This window comes from Actinoplanes sp. NPDC049802, assembly GCF_040656595.1.
Lineage (GTDB): Bacteria > Actinomycetota > Actinomycetes > Mycobacteriales > Micromonosporaceae > Actinoplanes.
Map to the genome: position 1 here is coordinate 96,487 of NZ_JBFAMR010000015.1, position 16,233 is coordinate 112,719.

Here is a 16,233-nt window from a genome sequence, read left to right on the forward strand (position 1 = left end):
CGGTCAGCGGGCGTAGGAGGGCACGTACTCCTGACCGGTCAGCGCCTGGATGCGGTGGATCAGCTCATCGGTGCGGGCGCGGAACTCCGCGGTGGTTGATCCGTGGCCGTCAGCCGAGAGGGCGGGCCCGAAGTTGACGGTGATCGGGACGGGCCGGGGAATCCGGGTGCCGGGCGGGCGGATCCGGTCGGTGCCGGTGACGCCGACCGGGATGATGGGCACGCCTGCCTGGACGGCGAGCCGGACGGCGCCGGTGCGGCCCCGGTAGAGGCGGCCGTCGGGCGAGCGGGTGCCTTCCGGGAAGACGGTGACGAGTCCGCCGGCGCGCAGGATCGGTACGGCGGCGGAGAAGGCGGCCAGCGCGGCCCGGCCTCCGGATCGGTCGACCGGGATGGCGCCCACGCCTCTGATCCAGCGCCGAGTGAGCGCGCCGCGCCAGCCGGGGGTGTTGAAGTACTCGGCCTTGGCCCAGAACGTGATGTGCCGTGGGGAGCTGATGCTGAGGAACATCGGGTCGCCGACGGACAGGTGGTTGGAGCAGAGGATGGCGCCGGTGTCGAGGGGCAGGTGTTCGAGTCCGGTGACGGTGGGCCGCCGGAGCACCATGCGGAGCGCGCCGACGGTCAGCGCGTACAGCGGCGGCGTGGAAGTCCTGTGGTGTCTCTCTTCCGGCGGCCGGCTGTGCGGTTCGTCGTCGGTGGTGGCAGGGTGCAGTTCGGTGCGGTCGGTCATGTGGGGTTCTCTCCCGAGTCGGGGCCCAGGTGGGCGCTGAGGATGGCGTCGAGGAACGGGGCGGGGTCGGAGGCGCCGGTGGCGAGTTGGAGGCTGCCCCAGTTGCGCAGTTCGGCCATGCCGTGCACGGCCGCCCAGAGCACGCCGGCGGTGATCTCGGCCGGTTGGGAGGCGCCCGGCCGGGCTTCCGCGACCAGGCCGGTGAGCAGGCGGAACAGCGGCAGGCTGGCTTCGCGCAGCCCGAGGTAGCCGCTTTGCAGCAGGTCGTGCCGGAACATCAGCTCGAACATGCCGCGCCGGGTGGAGGCGAAGCCGATGTACGCCTGGGCGAGTGCCGCGATCCGCGCCCGGGGTGCGGGTGGGGCGGCGGCGAGGGCGGCGTCGATCTCGTCGGCGAGGTCGGCGAGGCCTGCCCGGGCGATGGCCGACAGCAGCGAGAGGTGGGTGGGAAAGTAGCGGCGGGGCGCGCCGTGTGAGACGCCGGCCCGGCGGGCGATCTCCCGCAGTGACAGCGCGGTGTGGCCCTCGGTTTGCAGTAGCTCGACGCCGGCCTGTACGAGGCGGGCGCGGAGTCCCTGGTCCAAGTCCATAGACAGTGTCTACCGAGAGGCCGTAGACACTGTCTACGGCCGTTGGTCCTCTGATCGGGATGTGAGGTAGGTCGCGGGGTGGGTGGCAAAATCTCCACGCCGTGCAAGACTCAGGGGTGACCCACCACGCGCTGGCGGGACTCGGTGAAATTCCGAACCGGCGGTGATCCGACACTCTCGTGTCGGTAAGCCCGCGACCCGGTTGCCCGCACCACGGCACCCGGTGGACCTGGTGAGACTCCAGGGCCGACGGTTGATCGGCGAAAGCTGATCAGACAGTCCGGATGGGAGACAGCGCGCGGAATCGGACGGTCGTGCCCTTTCGGCGCGTTCCGGACAGGGTGCGCGCAGCGTACCCTGGTTGTCCGATTCTTGGCGTTTGCTCCCAGCTCTCCTCAGCGCGTGCCCGTTCCGCGTGAGAGGACCCGGAGATGGTGACCGAGGACGAGGCGATGCGCCGCGCTGTCGCGCTGGCCGCCCGGGGCCTCGGCACGACCAGCCCGAACCCGGTGGTCGGCTGCCTGCTGCTCGGCCCGGAGGGCGACGTGGTGGGCGAGGGCTTCCACGCGTATGCCGGGGGCCCGCACGCGGAGATCGTGGCGCTGGCGCAGGCCGGGGAACTGGCCCGGGGCGGCACCTGTGTGGTGACGCTGGAGCCGTGCAACCACACCGGGCGCACCGGGCCGTGTTCGGAGGCGCTGATCAGCGCCGGCGTGACCCGGGTGGTCATCGCGGTGGACGACCCGACGCCGGTGGCGGCGGGCGGGGCGGCGACGCTGCGGGCGGCCGGCATCGAGGTGGTCACCGGGCTGCGGCGGGCCGAGGCAGAGGCCGGCAACGTCGCCTGGCTGACCGCGGTGCGCCGGGGCCGTCCCTACGTGACGTGGAAGTACGCGGCGACGCTGGACGGGCGGTCGGCCGCGGCGGACGGCACCAGCCAGTGGATCTCCTCGGCCGAGTCCCGGGCCGACGTGCACGTGCTGCGCGGCACCGTGGACGCGATCGTCGCCGGTGTCGGCACGGTGCTGGCCGACGATCCGCAGCTCACCGTCCGGGACCTGCGTGACGGCACGCTGGCGATCAAGCAGCCGTTGCGGGTGGTCGTGGACTCGTCCGGGCGTACCCCCGAGAATGCCCGCGTCCGTGACGCGGCCGCACCCACCTGGATCGTCACGGCGGCCGGCGTGGGCGCCGGGCCGGACGGGCGGGTGGATCTGAGCGCGCTGCTCACCGGGCTGTTCGCGCGAGGCGTGCGGAACGTGCTGCTGGAGGGCGGCCCCACGCTCGCCGGGGCATTCCTGGGTGCCGGGCTCATCGACCGGGTCATCGGCTACATCGCGCCGAAAGTGCTCGGCGCGGGCCGCGCGGCCCTGGTCGGCGCCGGGATCGGCACCATCGCCGACGCCATCGAACTGGACCTCACCGACATCACGCGGATCGGTGGCGATCTGCGTTTCACCGCGACCCCGCGGCCGAAACCCTCCGACCACCCGGATCAGCGCCCATAGACCTGAAGAAAGCCCGCCGCCAACCGAAGATCGGCATGAGAGCCGTCCAACCGCCCCGCCCGCCACCCGAAAATCGGAATGAGAGCCGTCCAACCGCCCCGCCCGCCACCCGAAAATCGGAACGAGAGCCGTCCAACCGCCCCACCCGCCACCCGAAAATCGGAACGAAAGGCACTTATAGATGTTCACCGGAATCGTGGAAGAGCTGGGCGAGATCGTGCGCCTGACCGAGGGGAGTGAGGACTCCGCGGTCATCGCCGTGCGCGGCCCGCTGGTCACCTCGGACGCCCGGCACGGCGACTCGATCGCGGTGAACGGCTGTTGTCTCACCGTCATCGACAACGTCGACGGCGTGTTCACCGCCGACGTGATGGGGGAGACGCTGCGGCGTACCTCGCTGGGCGCACTGCGGGTCGGCTCGAACGTGAACCTGGAGCGGGCCGCCGCCCTGGGCAGCCGTCTCGGCGGTCACCTGGTGCAGGGGCACGTGGACGGGGTGGCGCGGATCATCGCCCGCGAGCCGGCCGACCAGTGGGAGGTGGTGCGTTTCTCGCTGCCGCCCGAGCTGGCGAGGTACGTGGTGGAGAAGGGGTCGATCACCGTGGACGGGGTGTCGCTCACCGTCATGGAGGTCGACGAGGACAGCTTCGCGATCGGGATGATCCCGACCACCTCGAAGTTGACCGTGCTGGGCAGCAAGGCCATCGGCGATCCGGTCAACCTCGAGGTCGACGTGATCGCGAAGTACGTGGAGAAGATGCTGGGGAGCCGCAATGTTTGAGAACATCGAGCGCGCCATCGCGGACATCGCCGCCGGTAAGCCGGTGATCGTGGTGGACGACGAGGACCGCGAGAACGAGGGTGACCTGATCTTCGCGGCCGAGCACGCCACGCCGGAGCTGGTCGCGTTCATGGTCCGATACACGTCCGGGTACATCTGTGTCCCCCTTCCCGAGGAGGAGGCGGACCGGCTCGACCTGCCGCCGATGTTCCACACCAACCAGGACAAGCGCGGCACGGCTTACGCGGTCACGGTGGACGCCAAGCACGGCGTCAGCACCGGCATCTCGGCCGCCGACCGGGCGCGGACCATCCAGCTGCTCGCCTCGGCCGAGACCGAGCCGGGCGACCTGTCCCGGCCCGGTCACATCGTGCCGCTGCGGGCCAAACCGGGTGGCGTGCTGCGCCGGCCGGGCCACACGGAGGCCTCCATCGACCTGGCCGTGCTGGCCGGCTGCCGGCCCGCCGGGGTGCTCTGCGAGATGGTCAACGACGACGGCACCATGCAGCGCCGCCCGGACCTGGAGAAGTTCGCCGCCGAGCACGACCTTGCGATGATCTCGATCGAGGAGCTCGTCGCCTACCTGCGGCACCGTCAGGGCAGCCAGGTGGAGCGGGTGGTGGAGACGGTCCTGCCGACCGAGCACGGCGTCTTCACCGCAGTCGGCTACCGCACCGCGGCGGACCAGGGCGAACACGTGGCGATGATCTACGGCGACCTCACCGACGGCGAGGACGTGCTGGTCCGGGTGCACTCCGAGTGCCTGACCGGGGACGTCTTCGGCTCGCGGCGCTGCGACTGCGGCCCGCAGTTGGACGCCGCGCTGGAACGGGTGGCCGCGGCCGGGCGCGGGGTGGTGCTCTACATGCGCGGTCACGAGGGCCGGGGCATCGGCCTGCTGCACAAGCTCCAGGCCTACCAGCTCCAGGATCGCGGGTTCGACACGGTCGACGCCAACCTGGAGCTGGGTCTGCCCGCCGACGCCCGCGACTACGGCACCGGGGCGCAGATCCTCACCGATCTGGGCATCCGCTCGATGCGGCTGCTCACCAACAATCCCGCCAAGCGGGCAGGCCTCGAGGGGTACGGGCTCCGCGTGACCGGGCGTGAGGAGTTGCCCGTCCGGCTGCACCCGGAGAACGTCAGGTACCTGCGTACCAAGCGGGACCGGATGGGGCATCTGTTCGAGGCATTAGGCTGAGACCGTCCCCGCCAGGGGTGAGATCTGACGAAAAAGGGGGACATGATGGCCGGCTTCGGTGACCCGCACATGCAGACCGTCGACGCGGCCGGGCTGCGGCTCGGCATCGTCGGCTCCCGGTGGCACAACGACCTGGTCGAGCACATGATGAACCGGGCGCGGGCCGCCGCCGAGGCGTGCGGCGTCGCGGAGGTGATCACCACCCGGGTGGCCGGGTCGGTGGAGCTGCCGGTGGTGGCGCAGGCCCTGGCCCGCCGGGTCGACGCGGTGGTCGCCCTGGGTGTGGTGATCAAAGGCGAGACCCAGCACTTCGAGTACGTGTGCGACGCCGTCACGAGCGGGCTGACCCGGGTGGCGCTGGACGAGAGCACCCCGGTGGCGCACGGCGTGCTCACCGTGCACAGCCTCGGCCAGGCCCGCGACCGGGCCGGGCTGGAGGACTCGATCGAGGACAAGGGCTGGCAGAGCACGGTGGCGGTGCTGGACGCCGCCCTCGCGATTCGCGAGATCTCCAAACAGTAGAGCGCCGGGACGCTACAACCTCCCGGCTTCGATGATCCGTGCCAGGAACTGACGGGTCCGCGGCTCGACCGGGTCGCCCAGCACCTGCTCGGGCGGCCCCTGTTCGAGCACGCGGCCACCGTCCAGGAAGGCCACCCGGTCGGCCACCTGCTTGGCGAAACCCATCTCGTGGGTGGCCAGCACCATGGTCATCCCGTCGTTCTTGAGCTCGCGGATCATGGTGAGCACCTCGCCGACCAGCTCCGGGTCGAGTGCCGAGGTCACCTCGTCGAGCAGCAGCAGGCGCGGGTTGTTGACCAGTGCCCGGACGATCGCGACCCGCTGCTGCTGGCCGCCGGAGAGCCGGTCCGGGTAGGCGCCGGCCTTCTCCGCCAGCCCGACCCGGTCCAGCCACTGCATCGCTTGCGCTTTCGCGTCGCCGGAAGACCTCCGGTGTACGCGTACCGGCGCGAGCGTGATGTTGTCCAGCACCGTCATGTGCGGGAACAGGTTGTAGGACTGGAAGACCAGGCCGATGCGGCGGCGGATCAGATCGGGGTCGGCCCGCGGGTCGGTGATCTCCTCGCCGTCCAGGTGGATCGTGCCGTCATCCACCTCGGTGAGCAGGTTCACACAGCGCAGCAGGGTGGACTTGCCCGAGCCGGAGGCACCGATCAGTGCCACCACCTCGTGCTCGGCCACGCTCAGGTCGAGGCCGTCCAGGATCACGTGGTCGCCGAAGACCTTCCGGACCTTGTCGATCTCCAGGAGCATCAGGACCCCGCGTTCTGGCGACGGGCCGCCCGCAGCGTCACCCAGTCGGTGACCGCGATCAGCGGCAGGGCGAGCAACACGAACAGGACGCCGGCCACCACGTACGGGGTGAAGTCGGCGTTCTGGGCGACCCCGATCTGGGCGGCCCGGATGGCGTCGATCGGGCCGGCCAGCGAGATCAGCCCGACGTCCTTCTGCAGCGCCACGGTGTCGTTGAGCAGCGGCGGGGCGACCCGGCGAACCGCTTGCGGCAGCACCACGTGACGCATCGCCTGCCGGTAGCTCAACCCCAGCGAGCGGGCCGCCGCGATCTGGCTCGGGTGCACCGACTCGATGCCGGCCCGGAACACCTCGGCCAGGTAGGCGCCGTACGTCACGGTGATCGCCGCGGCGCCCAGGACCAGCACGTCCGGCGTGCCCTGCAGCCGCAGCCCGGGGACGCCGAACGCGAACAGGTAGATCACGATGATCAGCGGCAGGCCGCGGAACGAGTACGTGTAGCCGGTGGCCAGGGCGCGTACCGGGAAGAAGACCGGGCCCCGCAGGGTGCGCAGCACCGCGATGAGCAGGCCCAATGTCATCGCGCACGTGGCACAGACGACCAGCAGTTTCACGTTGAGCCAGAGGCCGTCGAGGATCTCCGGCAGGTATTCGACGGCGGTGTCCGGGTCGAAGAAGGACTCCTTGACCCGGTCCCAGCCGGGCGCGCCGGTGATGCCGACGGCGAGGACGGTGCCGACGACGGCCGTCGATGTGGCGGCCAGCAGAACGGAACGGACCGCCCGTCCGCGACGGTAGGCGATCCGTTCCTGTTGCCGGGTGCTTGGCGTGTGGCTCACTGGAGTTCGGGTGCTCCGGCGGTGTCGGCGAGCCACGTCTTCTCCAGCACGGCGAGGGTGCCGTCCTGGCGAAGCTGGTCGACCGCCCGGCTGACGCAGCCGGTCAGCGGCGAGCCCTTGTCCAGCACGATGCCGAACTGCTCGGGCACACCGACCTGGGGCAGCTGACCGACGATGACGCCGTCGTCGAGTTCGGCGGCGGTCATGTAGAAGGCGGTCGGCAGGTCCACCACGATGCCGTCGACGGAGCCGTTCTCCAGCGCCTTCTTGGCGTCGTCGTTGTTGTTGAACACGGACGGGTCGGCGCTCGGCTTGATCAGGTCGGTGATGGCCTGGTAGCTGGTCGTGCCGACCTGGGCGCCCAGCTTTGCGGTCTTGAGGTCGGCCAGCGTCTTGGCGCCGGCGATCTTCGACTTCCCGGTGGTGATCACGGTCTGCCGCACCAGGTAGTACGGCGACGAGAAGTCGACCGCCGCCCGCCGCTCCTCGGTGATCGAGAACTGGTTGATGTCGATGTCGTACGTCTTGGGCCCGGGTGCGATCGCGTTGTTGAACGTGACGCTGGTCCACACGACGTCGTTCTTCTGATAGCCGAGCCGCTCGGCCACCTGGTAGGCGACAGCCGACTCGTATCCCTTGCCGTTGCCGGGCTTGTTGTCGCTGAACCACGGCTCGTAGGCCGGGTTGTCGGTGCCGACCGTCAGTTTTCCGGGGGTCCTGGTCGCCAGCGAGGAGGGCGCACAGGGGTCGGCGGCCGCCGAGGGGGAGGTGGCGGCGGTGGAGGTGTTCTCCTCCACGGGGGCGCAGGCCGTCACGGCGGCGAGCAGCAACGCTGCGCCACCCAGGGCCATGGGGGTGTGTCGGCTGAGCATGACGGGAGCGTAGCGCCTGCCGCGGAGAGCGGGCCGGGTCGCGGCACGGCACGGCCCGGTTTCGGCGAACCGGCGCCCGAAGACGTCCCAGGGGCTGGGGCCGTTCGTAGTCAAGACGTGATGAGCTGCCACAATCGCTACTCGTGAAGACGTTCGAAGAACTGTTTGCCGAGTTGCAGAGCAAGGCGGCGGACAAGACACCCGGTTCGGGCACCGTCGAGGCGCTCGAACGCGGAGTCCACTTCATCGGCAAGAAGGTCGTCGAGGAAGCGGCCGAGTCGTGGATGGCCGCCGAGCACGAGGGACCGGAACGCGCTGCCGAGGAGATCTCCCAGCTGCTCTACCAGGCCCAGGTCCTGATGATCGCCACCGGGCTGGAGCTCAAGGACGTCTACCGACATCTGTGACGCGCGTCCCCGACCCGTTCACCGATCGAAGGAGCACGTCCATGCTGCGCATCGCCATTCCGAACAAGGGCACCCTGTCCGCTCCCGCCGCACAGATGCTGCGGGACGCCGGGTACCGCCAGCGCACCGACCCCAAAGACCTGATCTGCCGTGACGAGGCCAACAACGTCGAGTTCTTCTACCTGCGGCCGAAGGACATCGCGACGTACGTCGGCTCGGGTGATCTTGATCTCGGCATCACCGGCCGGGACCTGCTCGTCGACTCCGGGGTTCCGGCGACCGAGCTGCTCGACCTCAACTTCGGCCGGGCCACGTTCCGCTGGGCCGCTCCGGCCGGGTCGCTGACCAGCGTCGACGAGATCGGTGGCCGCCGCATCGCCACCGCCTACCCGGGGGTGGTCGGCCGCTACCTGGACGAGCACGAGCTGAAGGCGGACGTGGTGCGCCTCGACGGCGCGGTGGAGAACGCGGTCCGCCTCGGTGTCGCCGACCTGATCGCCGACGTCGTGGAGACCGGCGCCACGCTGCGCCAGGCCGGCCTCGTCATGATCGGCGAGCCGATCATGAAGTCCTCGGCCATCCTGATCGGGCGCGAGGAGCAGGCCCCCAACGGCGCCGCCCAGCTGCTGCGGCGCCTGCAGGGCGTGCTCGTCGCGCGCAACTTCGTCATGCTGGCGTACGACGTCCGCGCCGACCTGCTCGACCAGGCCACCAGCCTGACGCCGGGGATCGAGTCGCCGACCGTGTCCCCGCTGCACCGGGAGGGCTGGGTCGCGGTCGAGGCCATGGTCCAGCGCAGCGACGTGCACCGGGTCATGGACGAGCTGTACGAGCTGGGCGCCCGGGCGATCCTCGTCACCGACATCGCCAACTGCAGGCTCTGATGACGGCCGTCGTCTACCGGCCCAAGAGGATCCGCTGGGTGGCCGTACCGTTGGCCGTGGGTTTGATGGTGTTCTTCACGGTGATCAGCTTCGGGCTGACCGGCTCGGCGGGTTTCCAGAACTCGAACGCCAGCTTCCAGCGCGGCGACCAGATCGCCATGATCGGGCTGGGTGTGCTGCTCGGGTTGGGTGTGCTGGCGTTCTGCCGGCCGCGGGTCACCGCCGACGACGACGGTGTGCACGTGCGCAACGTGATCGGCGGCTACGACCTGCCGTGGGCCGTGGTGCGTGCCGTCCGGTTCGACCGGAACTCGGCGTGGGCGCACCTGGAGCTGGAGAACGACGACCAGGTTCCGGTGCACGCCCTGCAGGCCGTCGACAAGGACTACGCGGTCGACGGCGTCCGGGCGCTGAGGGCTCTGCATTCGGCTTCCCACAAGGCCTGATAGGATTGCCGGCAGTCGACCACGCCCTTGCTCCGGCAAGAGCGCGAAAGAGGAGCCCGCTGGTTCCCACCCGAGTCACAGCAGTGGCCGGGTCCGGTCTCCCTGGCAGGGATTGCTCCCTGCTGGGTGCGCGTCCTCCTTTGGGCGCCGATGACCGGTCGAGCGGGCCCCGGCATGCTTTCTTCCGAGATCGCATGCGGGGCCTTCTGCTTTCCCGGCGTCCCGCCGCCAGCGGGACACTCGGGGCCGACCGACATTGGCAGCACCCGGCCCACCCGGCCGGGTGAGGTATCAACTGAGGAGGCCCCATCAGCGTCGAACCACGCGTGAACGAACAGATCCGGGCCCGTGAGGTCCGTCTGGTCGGTCCGGAGGGTGAGCAGGTCGGCATCGTGCCGCTCGAGCGCGCTCTCCAGCTGGCCGCGGATGTCGATCTGGATCTGGTCGAGGTTGCTCCGATGGCGCGGCCGCCGGTGTGCAAGCTCATGGACTTCGGCAAGTTCAAGTACGAGAGCGCACTCAAGGCCCGCGAAGCGCGACGCAACCAGCAGCAGACCGTCATCAAGGAAATGAAGCTGCGGCCGAAGATCGACCCGCACGACTACGAGACCAAGAAGGGTCACGTCGTTCGGTTCCTCAAGGCGGGTGACAAGGTCAAGGTGACGATCATGTTCCGCGGTCGCGAGCAGAGCCGCCCCGAGCTGGGTTTCCGGCTCCTGCGCCGGCTCAGCGAGGAGATCTCGGAGCTCGGCTTCGTCGAGGCCAGCCCGAAGCAGGACGGCCGAAACATGATCATGGTGCTGGCTCCGCATCGGGCTACCAAGGCCGCCGCGGCAGCAACGATCGCCGCCAACGCGCGCCCGCCGCGGGAACCACGCGAGGGCGAAGTCGCCGAGGCGCCGCCGGCCGAGGCCGCAGGCACCACCGCAGAGTGAGGATTGTTCGCGGCCTACCCTGAGCGGTTCGCCGCCGCGGGTCGATCGCAGGATCTCCACCGTCGCGAATAACTCTCATAGGACAGCTTTTTCCCCGTGTCCCCCCGGTCGCGGGGAAAAGACCAGAAAGAGGCGTCAAGTGCCGAAGATGAAGAGCCACACCGGCATGGGTAAGCGGGTGAAGGTCACCGGCAAGGGAAAGATCGTGCGCGAGCAGGCCGGCAAGCGCCACCTGCTGGAGCACAAGAGCTCCCACGTCACCCGCCGGATGACCGGCACGGTCACCGTGGCCAAGGCCGACACCCCGCGAGTGAAGAAGCTTCTGGGCCGCTGACGCGCGCCTGACCCGTACCCCTGTAAGGAGTAACTGAGAATGGCACGCGTCAAGCGGGCGGTAAACGCCCAGAAGAAGCGCCGCACCCTGCTCGAGACCGCCAGCGGCTACCGCGGTCAGCGCTCCCGCCTGTACCGCAAGGCCAAGGAGCAGGTGCTGCACTCGATGCAGTACTCGTACCGCGACCGGCGTGACCGCAAGGGCGACTTCCGCCAGCTGTGGATCACCCGTATCAACGCGGCCGCCCGCGCCAACGGGATGACCTACAACCGCCTGATCCAGGGCCTGAAGCTGGCCGAGGTCGAGGTCGACCGCAAGATCCTGGCCGACCTCGCGGTCAACGACGCGGCCGCGTTCGCGGGCATCGTCGAGATCGCTCGCGCGGCCGTCGCGGCCGAGGGCACCGGCGGCGCCGCCGCGCAGGCTGCCTGAGCGAGGGGTTGCGCGCGACCTGCCTCGAGCCACGCTCGAGCGAGTCGCGACATGTATCGCGTAGCACGTTGGGGCGCCTCCCGATCATCGGTCGGGGGGCGCCTTCGTGATTCGACTCGACGGACGGAAAAGCGTGTTCACACCCCGTACCCCCAGGATCGTCGCGGCCCGGCGCCTGCAGCGCCGCAAGGATCGCGATCAGAGCGGCCGTTTCCTGGCCGAAGGGCCGCAGGCCGTGCGCGAGGCGCTGGCCGCGGGTGCGGTGATCGAACTGTTCGGCACACCGGCCGCGCTGGACCGGCACGCCGACCTCGCCGCGCGGGCTCCGGAACTGTCGCCGGTCACCGACGACGCCCTCGCGGCGCTCGCCGAGACCGTGCACCCACAGGGGCTGGTAGCCGTCTGCGAGCAGGGGGACATCCCGATCGGTGAGGCCCTCGCCAAGAACCCCCGGCTGGTCGCGGTGGTCGCGGAGATCCGTGATCCCGGCAACGCCGGGACCGTGCTGCGCACGGCGGACGCCGCGGGCGCCGGCGCGGTGATCTTCGCGGGCGACGCGGTCGACCCCTACAACGGCAAATGTGTACGGTCGTCGGCCGGCTCACTGTTCCACGTGGACGTGGTCCGCGCCCCGCTGACCGTGGTCGACCTGCTGCAGGACAGCGGCCTGCAGGTGCTGGCCACCAGCGGCACCGGCGAGGACGACGTGGACTCGCTGCTCGACGGCGGGCAGCTGGCCGCCCCCACCGCCTGGCTGTTCGGCTCCGAGGCGCACGGACTGCCCGGCAACGTGCTGAAGGCCGCGGACCGGCGGGTACGGGTGCCGATCTACGGCGGCGCGGAAAGTCTCAACCTGGCCGCGGCGGCCGCGGTCTGCCTATATGCGTCGGCGCGGGCCCAGCGCTGAGAGTATGCTGGGCGGCATGTCAGGTCCCCGGCTCTCCTTTATCCGGCCCGCTGGTCGCGGGCGCCGGATCTGACACCTCTGCGCGCAACTCCCTGACCGGCGGGCTACGGCTCAGCCGCGCCTCCGTAGACTGTGCCGACTGTGTCGCACCTTCGCGGCCCTCGCCGCGCTCGGTGCACCCAGGTTCGACCGTGTCAGCTTTGTCGCACCTTCGCGGCCCTCGCTGCGCTCGGTGCACCCAGGTTCGAGAGTGACAGCTTTGTCGCCGCTTCGCCCTCGCTGCGCCGGTGCACCCAGCAGCGACGGTCCGATGGCAAATCCGGTGTTGAGGGAGTTCGCCCTACCATGTCCTACCGCAACGATCCGTACGATCCGAAGCAGGCCGCCCTGCTGGCCCCCGAGGCTCTCGAGGGCGCGGTCGCGGAGGCCGAGAAGGCGTTCGCCGCTGCCGCCGACCTCGACGCGCTGCAGGCGCTGAAACCGGCCCACCTCGGCGACCGCTCGCCCGTCTCGCTGGCCCGCCGCGAGATCGGCTCGCTGCCGCCGGCCGCGAAGTCCGACGCCGGCAAACGCGTCAACGTCGCCCGGCAGGCCGTGCAGGCCGCCTACGACGCCCGCCAGGTCGAGCTCACGGCCGACCGGGCCGCCCGCGTCCTGGTCGAGGAACGCGTCGACGTCACCCTGCCGTGGACCCGCCGCCCGCGCGGCGCCCGGCACCCGCTGACCACGCTCATGGAACACATGGCCGACGTGTTCATCGGCATGGGCTACGACCTCGTCGACGGTCCCCAGCTGGAGCTGGAGTGGGCCAACTTCGACGCGCTCAACATCGGGCCGGACAACCCCGTCCGCGGCTCCTCGGACACCTTCTTCGTCGACCTGCCCGGCCTGGTCATGCGTACGCACACGTCGCCCGGCCAGGTCCGCACCATGCTGGACCGGCAGCCGCCGATCTACATCGTCAGCCCCGGCCGCGCGTACCGCACCGACGAGCTGGACGCCACACACAGCCCGGTGTTCCACCAGATCGAAGGCCTGGTCATCGACGAGGGCATCACCATGGCCCACCTGCGGGGCACGCTCGACCACTTCGCCAAGGCGATGTTCGGCCCGGACGCGAAGACCCGCTGGCGGCCGCACTACTTCCCGTTCACCGAGCCGTCCGCCGAATTCGACGTGTGGTTCGCCCAGCACCGGGACGGGCCGCGCTGGGTCGAGTGGGGCGGTTGCGGCATGGTCAATCCCCGGGTCCTGACCGCGTGCGGCATCGACCCGGCCGTCTACTCGGGATTCGCGTTCGGCATGGGTGTCGAGCGGACCCTGATGTTCCGCAACGGCGTCTCCGACATGCGCGACATGGTCGAGGGCGACGTGCGGTTCACCACGAACTTCGGAATGGAGTCCTGAAGCGATGAAGACGTCACTGTCGTGGCTGCGCGAGTACGTCGAGCTGCCGGCGGGGATCACCGCTTCGGAGCTGGACACGGCGCTGACCAACCTCGGCATGGAGGTCGAGTCCATCGTCGACCAGGCCGGCACGATCCTCGGCGACCTGGTCGTCGGCCGGGTGCTCACCATCGAGGAGCTCACCGGTTTCAAGAAGCCGATCCGGTTCTGCACCGTCGACGTCGGGCGCGACGTGCCGCAGGAGATCGTCTGCGGGGCGCGCAACTTCGTCGAGGGCGACCTCGTCGTGGTCATCCTCCCGGGCGGCGAACTGCCGGGCGGGTTCAGGATCGGGGCGCGGAAGACGTACGGGCGGAACTCGCACGGCATGATCTGCTCCGCCGCCGAGCTGGGCCTCTCCGGCGACCACTCCGGCATCATCGTGCTGCCCGCCGACGTGCCCGCCGCCCCCGGCACGGACGCCCGCCCGGTCGTCGGCCTGGACGACGTGCTGGTCGAGGTGGAGATCACCCCGGACCGGGGCTACGAGATGAGCGTCCGCGGCATCGCCCGGGAGCTCGCCACCCATTTCGGGGTGCCGTTCACCGACCCGGCGGCCATCCCCGCGCCCGGCGCCACCGCCGACGCGCCGTGGCCGGTGACGGTCGAGGACACCGTCGGCTGCGACCGGTTCGCGGCCCGCGTCGTCCGCGGCATCGACCCGGCCGCCCAGTCTCCGGAGTGGATGCAGCGGCGGCTCATCGCGGCCGGCATCCGGGCCATCTCGCTGCCCGTCGACATCACCAACTACCTGATGCTCGAATTCGGCCAGCCGATGCACGTCTTCGACCTGGACCGGCTCAGCGGCGGCCTCGTCGTGCGCCGCGCCCGGGCCGGGGAGAAGCTGACCACCCTCGACGGTGTGGCGCGCTCGCTCGACGCCGAGGACATGGTGATCTGCGACGAGACCGGGCCGATCTCGCTCGCCGCCGTCATGGGCGGCGAGACCAGCGAATGGCAGGAGGGCACCGTCGACGTGCTCCTCGAAGCCGCCCACTGGGACCCGGTCATGGTCGGCCGGACCGCCCGCCGTCACAAACTGTTCAGCGAGGCCGCCAAACGGTGGGAACGGGGCGTCGACCCGGCGCTGCCGCTCGCCGCGCTGCAGAAGGCCGTCGACATCCTGACCACTCACGCGGGCGGGACCGTCGACGAGCGCGTGCTCGACATCGACAACGTGGTGGCGCCGGTCGCGCTGACGCTGCCCGCCTCCTCACCGGAGCGGATCATCGGGCTGCCCTACACGTCCTCCGAGGTGGCCTCGTTGCTCACCGAGATCGGCTGCGAGGTCAGCGGCGACGAGGTGCTCAGCGTCGTCGCACCGACCTGGCGGCCCGACCTGGTGGCGCCGATCGACCTGATCGAAGAGGTGGCACGGCTCGGCGGCTACAACGAGATCCCCAGCGTGCTGCCGCCCGCCGGCAGCAGCAACGGTCTCACCCCGGCGCAGCGACAGCGCCGCTCGGTGGGCCGGGCGCTCGCCGAGAACGGGTACGTCGAAGTGCTGTCCTACCCGTTCGTCGGGCCCGGCCTGGCCGACACCCTCGGGCTGCCGGCCGCCGACCCCCGGCGCAGCGCGGTGCGGCTCACCAACCCGCTGTCCGAGGAGGAGCCGCTGCTGCGTACGACGCTGCTCGGGCCGCTGCTCGGCACGCTCAAACGCAACCTGGGCCGCGGCCGGCGCGACGTCGCGCTGTTCGAGGCGGGCACGGTGTTCCTGCCGCATCTCACCTCCACCGCGCCGCCCTCGCTGGGCGTGGACCGCCGGCCCACCAACGCCGAGTGGGCGGCCGCCAACGCGATCGTCCCCGAGCAGCCGTGGCACCTGGCCGTCGTGCTGGCCGGCGACATCGAGCCGGCCGGCTGGTGGGGTCAGGGCAGGGCCGCGACCTGGGCGGACGCGATCGAGGCGGCGCGCGTCGCGCTTTCCGCGGCGGGCGTTCCGGACAACCTCGTCACCGTACGGGCAGCCGAACACGCCCCCTGGCACCCCGGCCGCTGCGCCGAGATCCTGGTCGACGGCGCGGTCGTCGGTCACGCCGGCGAACTGCACCCGGCCGTCCTCGCCGCCCTCGAACTGCCCAAGCGCACCTCGGCCGCCGAGATCGACCTGGACGCCCTGCCGGACGCCCCGGTCGTCGAAGCCGTGAAGATCTCCACCTTCCCGCCGGCACTGATCGACGTGGCCCTCGTCCTGGACCGCACGGTCCCGGCCGGCGAGGTCCAGGCCGCTCTCGCCGAGGGCGCCGGCTCACTGCTGGAGTCGGTGGCGCTCTTCGACGTCTACGAGTCGGCGCAACTGGGTGCGGGCAAACGGTCACTCGCCTACAAGCTGACCTTCCGCGCCCCGGACCGCACGCTCACCTCGGAGGAGACCATCGCGGCCCGCGACGCCGCGGTGGCCCTGACCGCCTCCCGCTTCGGAGCCACCCTCCGCGGCGCCTGACCGGCCCTTTCGAAGAGGCCGGGCCGGTGGGCACCTCCACCGGCCCGGCCTCTTCGGGTGAGTGGGGACGTCGCCTGCTCGGCTCTCCGCACCGGCCCGGACCTGGTTTCCTCGCGGAGCCTGACCCGATCCACCAGGCCCCGGCCGCCTCGCCGATCAGTCCCCGTGGTGGGTCGGCACCGGGCCGGAGGCGGCCGG

Annotated in this window: 18 protein-coding genes and 1 riboswitch; of the genes, 13 read left to right on the plus strand and 5 right to left on the minus strand. The window is 70.7% G+C overall.

The features are described 5' to 3' along the window. Positions 1-3: 3 nt before the first annotated feature. Positions 4-606: a lysophospholipid acyltransferase family protein gene (locus tag AB0I88_RS13680; RefSeq protein ID WP_361022704.1), complete on the minus strand. Its 603-nt coding sequence runs from the start codon at positions 604-606 to the stop codon at positions 4-6. A 122-nt stretch (positions 607-728) separates the two neighbouring features. After that, positions 729-1,322: a TetR/AcrR family transcriptional regulator gene (locus tag AB0I88_RS13685; RefSeq protein ID WP_361022579.1), complete on the minus strand. Its 594-nt coding sequence runs from the start codon at positions 1,320-1,322 to the stop codon at positions 729-731. A 126-nt stretch (positions 1,323-1,448) separates the two neighbouring features. Beyond that, positions 1,449-1,622, plus strand: a riboswitch (FMN riboswitch). Between the two features lie 131 nt (positions 1,623-1,753). Here AB0I88_RS13685 and ribD point away from each other — a divergent pair. The 4 genes from ribD to ribH all read left to right on the plus strand — a co-directional run bounded on the left by ribD (position 1,754) and on the right by ribH (position 5,334). Continuing rightward, positions 1,754-2,830, plus strand: a complete 1,077-nt coding sequence (ribD, locus tag AB0I88_RS13690; protein ID WP_361022582.1) for a bifunctional diaminohydroxyphosphoribosylaminopyrimidine deaminase/5-amino-6-(5-phosphoribosylamino)uracil reductase RibD — start codon at positions 1,754-1,756, stop codon at positions 2,828-2,830. Positions 2,831-3,011: 181 nt separating this feature from the next. Next, positions 3,012-3,611 (plus strand): riboflavin synthase, encoded by a 600-nt coding sequence (locus AB0I88_RS13695; RefSeq protein ID WP_361022585.1) that lies wholly within the window; start codon positions 3,012-3,014, stop codon positions 3,609-3,611. Then, complete coding sequence (locus tag AB0I88_RS13700; protein ID WP_361022588.1) at positions 3,604-4,812, plus strand: bifunctional 3,4-dihydroxy-2-butanone-4-phosphate synthase/GTP cyclohydrolase II; 1,209 nt, start codon at positions 3,604-3,606, stop codon at positions 4,810-4,812. The genes AB0I88_RS13695 and AB0I88_RS13700 overlap by 8 nt, the downstream gene beginning before the upstream one ends. A gap of 45 nt (positions 4,813-4,857) precedes the next feature. Then, positions 4,858-5,334: a 6,7-dimethyl-8-ribityllumazine synthase gene (gene ribH / locus AB0I88_RS13705; protein ID WP_361022591.1), complete on the plus strand. Its 477-nt coding sequence runs from the start codon at positions 4,858-4,860 to the stop codon at positions 5,332-5,334. A 12-nt stretch (positions 5,335-5,346) separates the two neighbouring features. Here ribH and AB0I88_RS13710 read toward each other — a convergent pair whose 3' ends face one another. The 3 genes from AB0I88_RS13710 to AB0I88_RS13720 are packed head-to-tail and all read right to left on the minus strand — an operon-like array spanning position 5,347 to position 7,798. Further along, the gene (locus tag AB0I88_RS13710) at positions 5,347-6,087 is read right to left on the minus strand and encodes an amino acid ABC transporter ATP-binding protein (protein WP_361022594.1); all 741 of its coding nucleotides are present in this window, start codon (positions 6,085-6,087) and stop codon (positions 5,347-5,349) included. Next, positions 6,087-6,926 carry an amino acid ABC transporter permease gene (locus AB0I88_RS13715; protein ID WP_361022597.1) on the minus strand — a complete coding sequence of 280 codons (840 nt, stop codon included), beginning with the start codon at positions 6,924-6,926 and terminating at the stop codon, positions 6,087-6,089. The genes AB0I88_RS13710 and AB0I88_RS13715 overlap by 1 nt, the downstream gene beginning before the upstream one ends. Further along, complete coding sequence (locus AB0I88_RS13720; RefSeq protein ID WP_361022600.1) at positions 6,923-7,798, minus strand: ABC transporter substrate-binding protein; 876 nt, start codon at positions 7,796-7,798, stop codon at positions 6,923-6,925. Before AB0I88_RS13720 ends, AB0I88_RS13715 begins: the two co-directional genes overlap by 4 nt. A 125-nt stretch (positions 7,799-7,923) precedes the next feature. On the opposite strand from AB0I88_RS13720, the gene AB0I88_RS13725 reads away from it, so the two are divergent. From AB0I88_RS13725 to pheT, 9 genes are all read left to right on the plus strand, one after another. Further along, the gene (locus AB0I88_RS13725) at positions 7,924-8,205 is read left to right on the plus strand and encodes a phosphoribosyl-ATP diphosphatase (protein ID WP_361022707.1); all 282 of its coding nucleotides are present in this window, start codon (positions 7,924-7,926) and stop codon (positions 8,203-8,205) included. Between the two features lie 41 nt (positions 8,206-8,246). Beyond that, positions 8,247-9,089 carry an ATP phosphoribosyltransferase gene (hisG, locus tag AB0I88_RS13730; protein WP_361022603.1) on the plus strand — a complete coding sequence of 281 codons (843 nt, stop codon included), beginning with the start codon at positions 8,247-8,249 and terminating at the stop codon, positions 9,087-9,089. Continuing rightward, entirely contained in the window at positions 9,089-9,535 is a 447-nt protein-coding gene (locus tag AB0I88_RS13735; RefSeq protein WP_361022606.1) for a PH domain-containing protein, read from the plus strand. The genes hisG and AB0I88_RS13735 overlap by 1 nt, the downstream gene beginning before the upstream one ends. Before the next feature lie 326 nt (positions 9,536-9,861). After that, positions 9,862-10,470, plus strand: a complete 609-nt coding sequence (infC, locus tag AB0I88_RS13740) for a translation initiation factor IF-3 (protein ID WP_361022609.1) — start codon at positions 9,862-9,864, stop codon at positions 10,468-10,470. A 139-nt stretch (positions 10,471-10,609) separates the two neighbouring features. Continuing rightward, positions 10,610-10,804, plus strand: a complete 195-nt coding sequence (gene rpmI, locus AB0I88_RS13745) for a 50S ribosomal protein L35 (RefSeq protein WP_361022612.1) — start codon at positions 10,610-10,612, stop codon at positions 10,802-10,804. Between the two features lie 39 nt (positions 10,805-10,843). Then, the gene (rplT, locus tag AB0I88_RS13750; protein ID WP_361022615.1) at positions 10,844-11,236 is read left to right on the plus strand and encodes a 50S ribosomal protein L20; all 393 of its coding nucleotides are present in this window, start codon (positions 10,844-10,846) and stop codon (positions 11,234-11,236) included. A 133-nt stretch (positions 11,237-11,369) separates the two neighbouring features. Beyond that, on the plus strand, positions 11,370-12,143 hold the full coding sequence (locus AB0I88_RS13755) for an RNA methyltransferase (RefSeq protein ID WP_361022620.1): 774 nt from the start codon (positions 11,370-11,372) through the stop codon (positions 12,141-12,143). Positions 12,144-12,488: 345 nt separating this feature from the next. Beyond that, positions 12,489-13,550, plus strand: coding sequence for a phenylalanine--tRNA ligase subunit alpha (locus AB0I88_RS13760; RefSeq protein WP_361022624.1), 1,062 nt, complete (start codon positions 12,489-12,491; stop codon positions 13,548-13,550). A 4-nt stretch (positions 13,551-13,554) separates the two neighbouring features. Then, a complete protein-coding gene (gene pheT, locus AB0I88_RS13765) occupies positions 13,555-16,035 on the plus strand; it encodes a phenylalanine--tRNA ligase subunit beta (protein WP_361022627.1) in 2,481 nt (826 codons plus the stop codon). Positions 16,036-16,233: the final 198 nt, after the last annotated feature.

Excerpts from the sequence above, each read along its gene's own strand:
- AB0I88_RS13680 (WP_361022704.1), bottom strand. The coding sequence starts at position 606 with ATGGTGCTCCGGCGGCCCACCGTCACCGGACTCGAACACCTGCCCCTC.
- AB0I88_RS13685 (WP_361022579.1), bottom strand. The coding sequence starts at position 1,322 with ATGGACTTGGACCAGGGACTCCGCGCCCGCCTCGTACAGGCCGGCGTC.
- ribD (WP_361022582.1), top strand. The coding sequence starts at position 1,754 with ATGGTGACCGAGGACGAGGCGATGCGCCGCGCTGTCGCGCTGGCCGCC.
- AB0I88_RS13695 (WP_361022585.1), top strand. The coding sequence starts at position 3,012 with ATGTTCACCGGAATCGTGGAAGAGCTGGGCGAGATCGTGCGCCTGACC.
- AB0I88_RS13700 (WP_361022588.1), top strand. The coding sequence starts at position 3,604 with ATGTTTGAGAACATCGAGCGCGCCATCGCGGACATCGCCGCCGGTAAG.
- ribH (WP_361022591.1), top strand. The coding sequence starts at position 4,858 with ATGGCCGGCTTCGGTGACCCGCACATGCAGACCGTCGACGCGGCCGGG.
- AB0I88_RS13710 (WP_361022594.1), bottom strand. The coding sequence starts at position 6,087 with ATGCTCCTGGAGATCGACAAGGTCCGGAAGGTCTTCGGCGACCACGTG.
- AB0I88_RS13720 (WP_361022600.1), bottom strand. The coding sequence starts at position 7,798 with ATGCTCAGCCGACACACCCCCATGGCCCTGGGTGGCGCAGCGTTGCTG.
- hisG (WP_361022603.1), top strand. The coding sequence starts at position 8,247 with ATGCTGCGCATCGCCATTCCGAACAAGGGCACCCTGTCCGCTCCCGCC.
- AB0I88_RS13735 (WP_361022606.1), top strand. The coding sequence starts at position 9,089 with ATGACGGCCGTCGTCTACCGGCCCAAGAGGATCCGCTGGGTGGCCGTA.
- rplT (WP_361022615.1), top strand. The coding sequence starts at position 10,844 with ATGGCACGCGTCAAGCGGGCGGTAAACGCCCAGAAGAAGCGCCGCACC.
- AB0I88_RS13760 (WP_361022624.1), top strand. The coding sequence starts at position 12,489 with ATGTCCTACCGCAACGATCCGTACGATCCGAAGCAGGCCGCCCTGCTG.
- pheT (WP_361022627.1), top strand. The coding sequence starts at position 13,555 with ATGAAGACGTCACTGTCGTGGCTGCGCGAGTACGTCGAGCTGCCGGCG.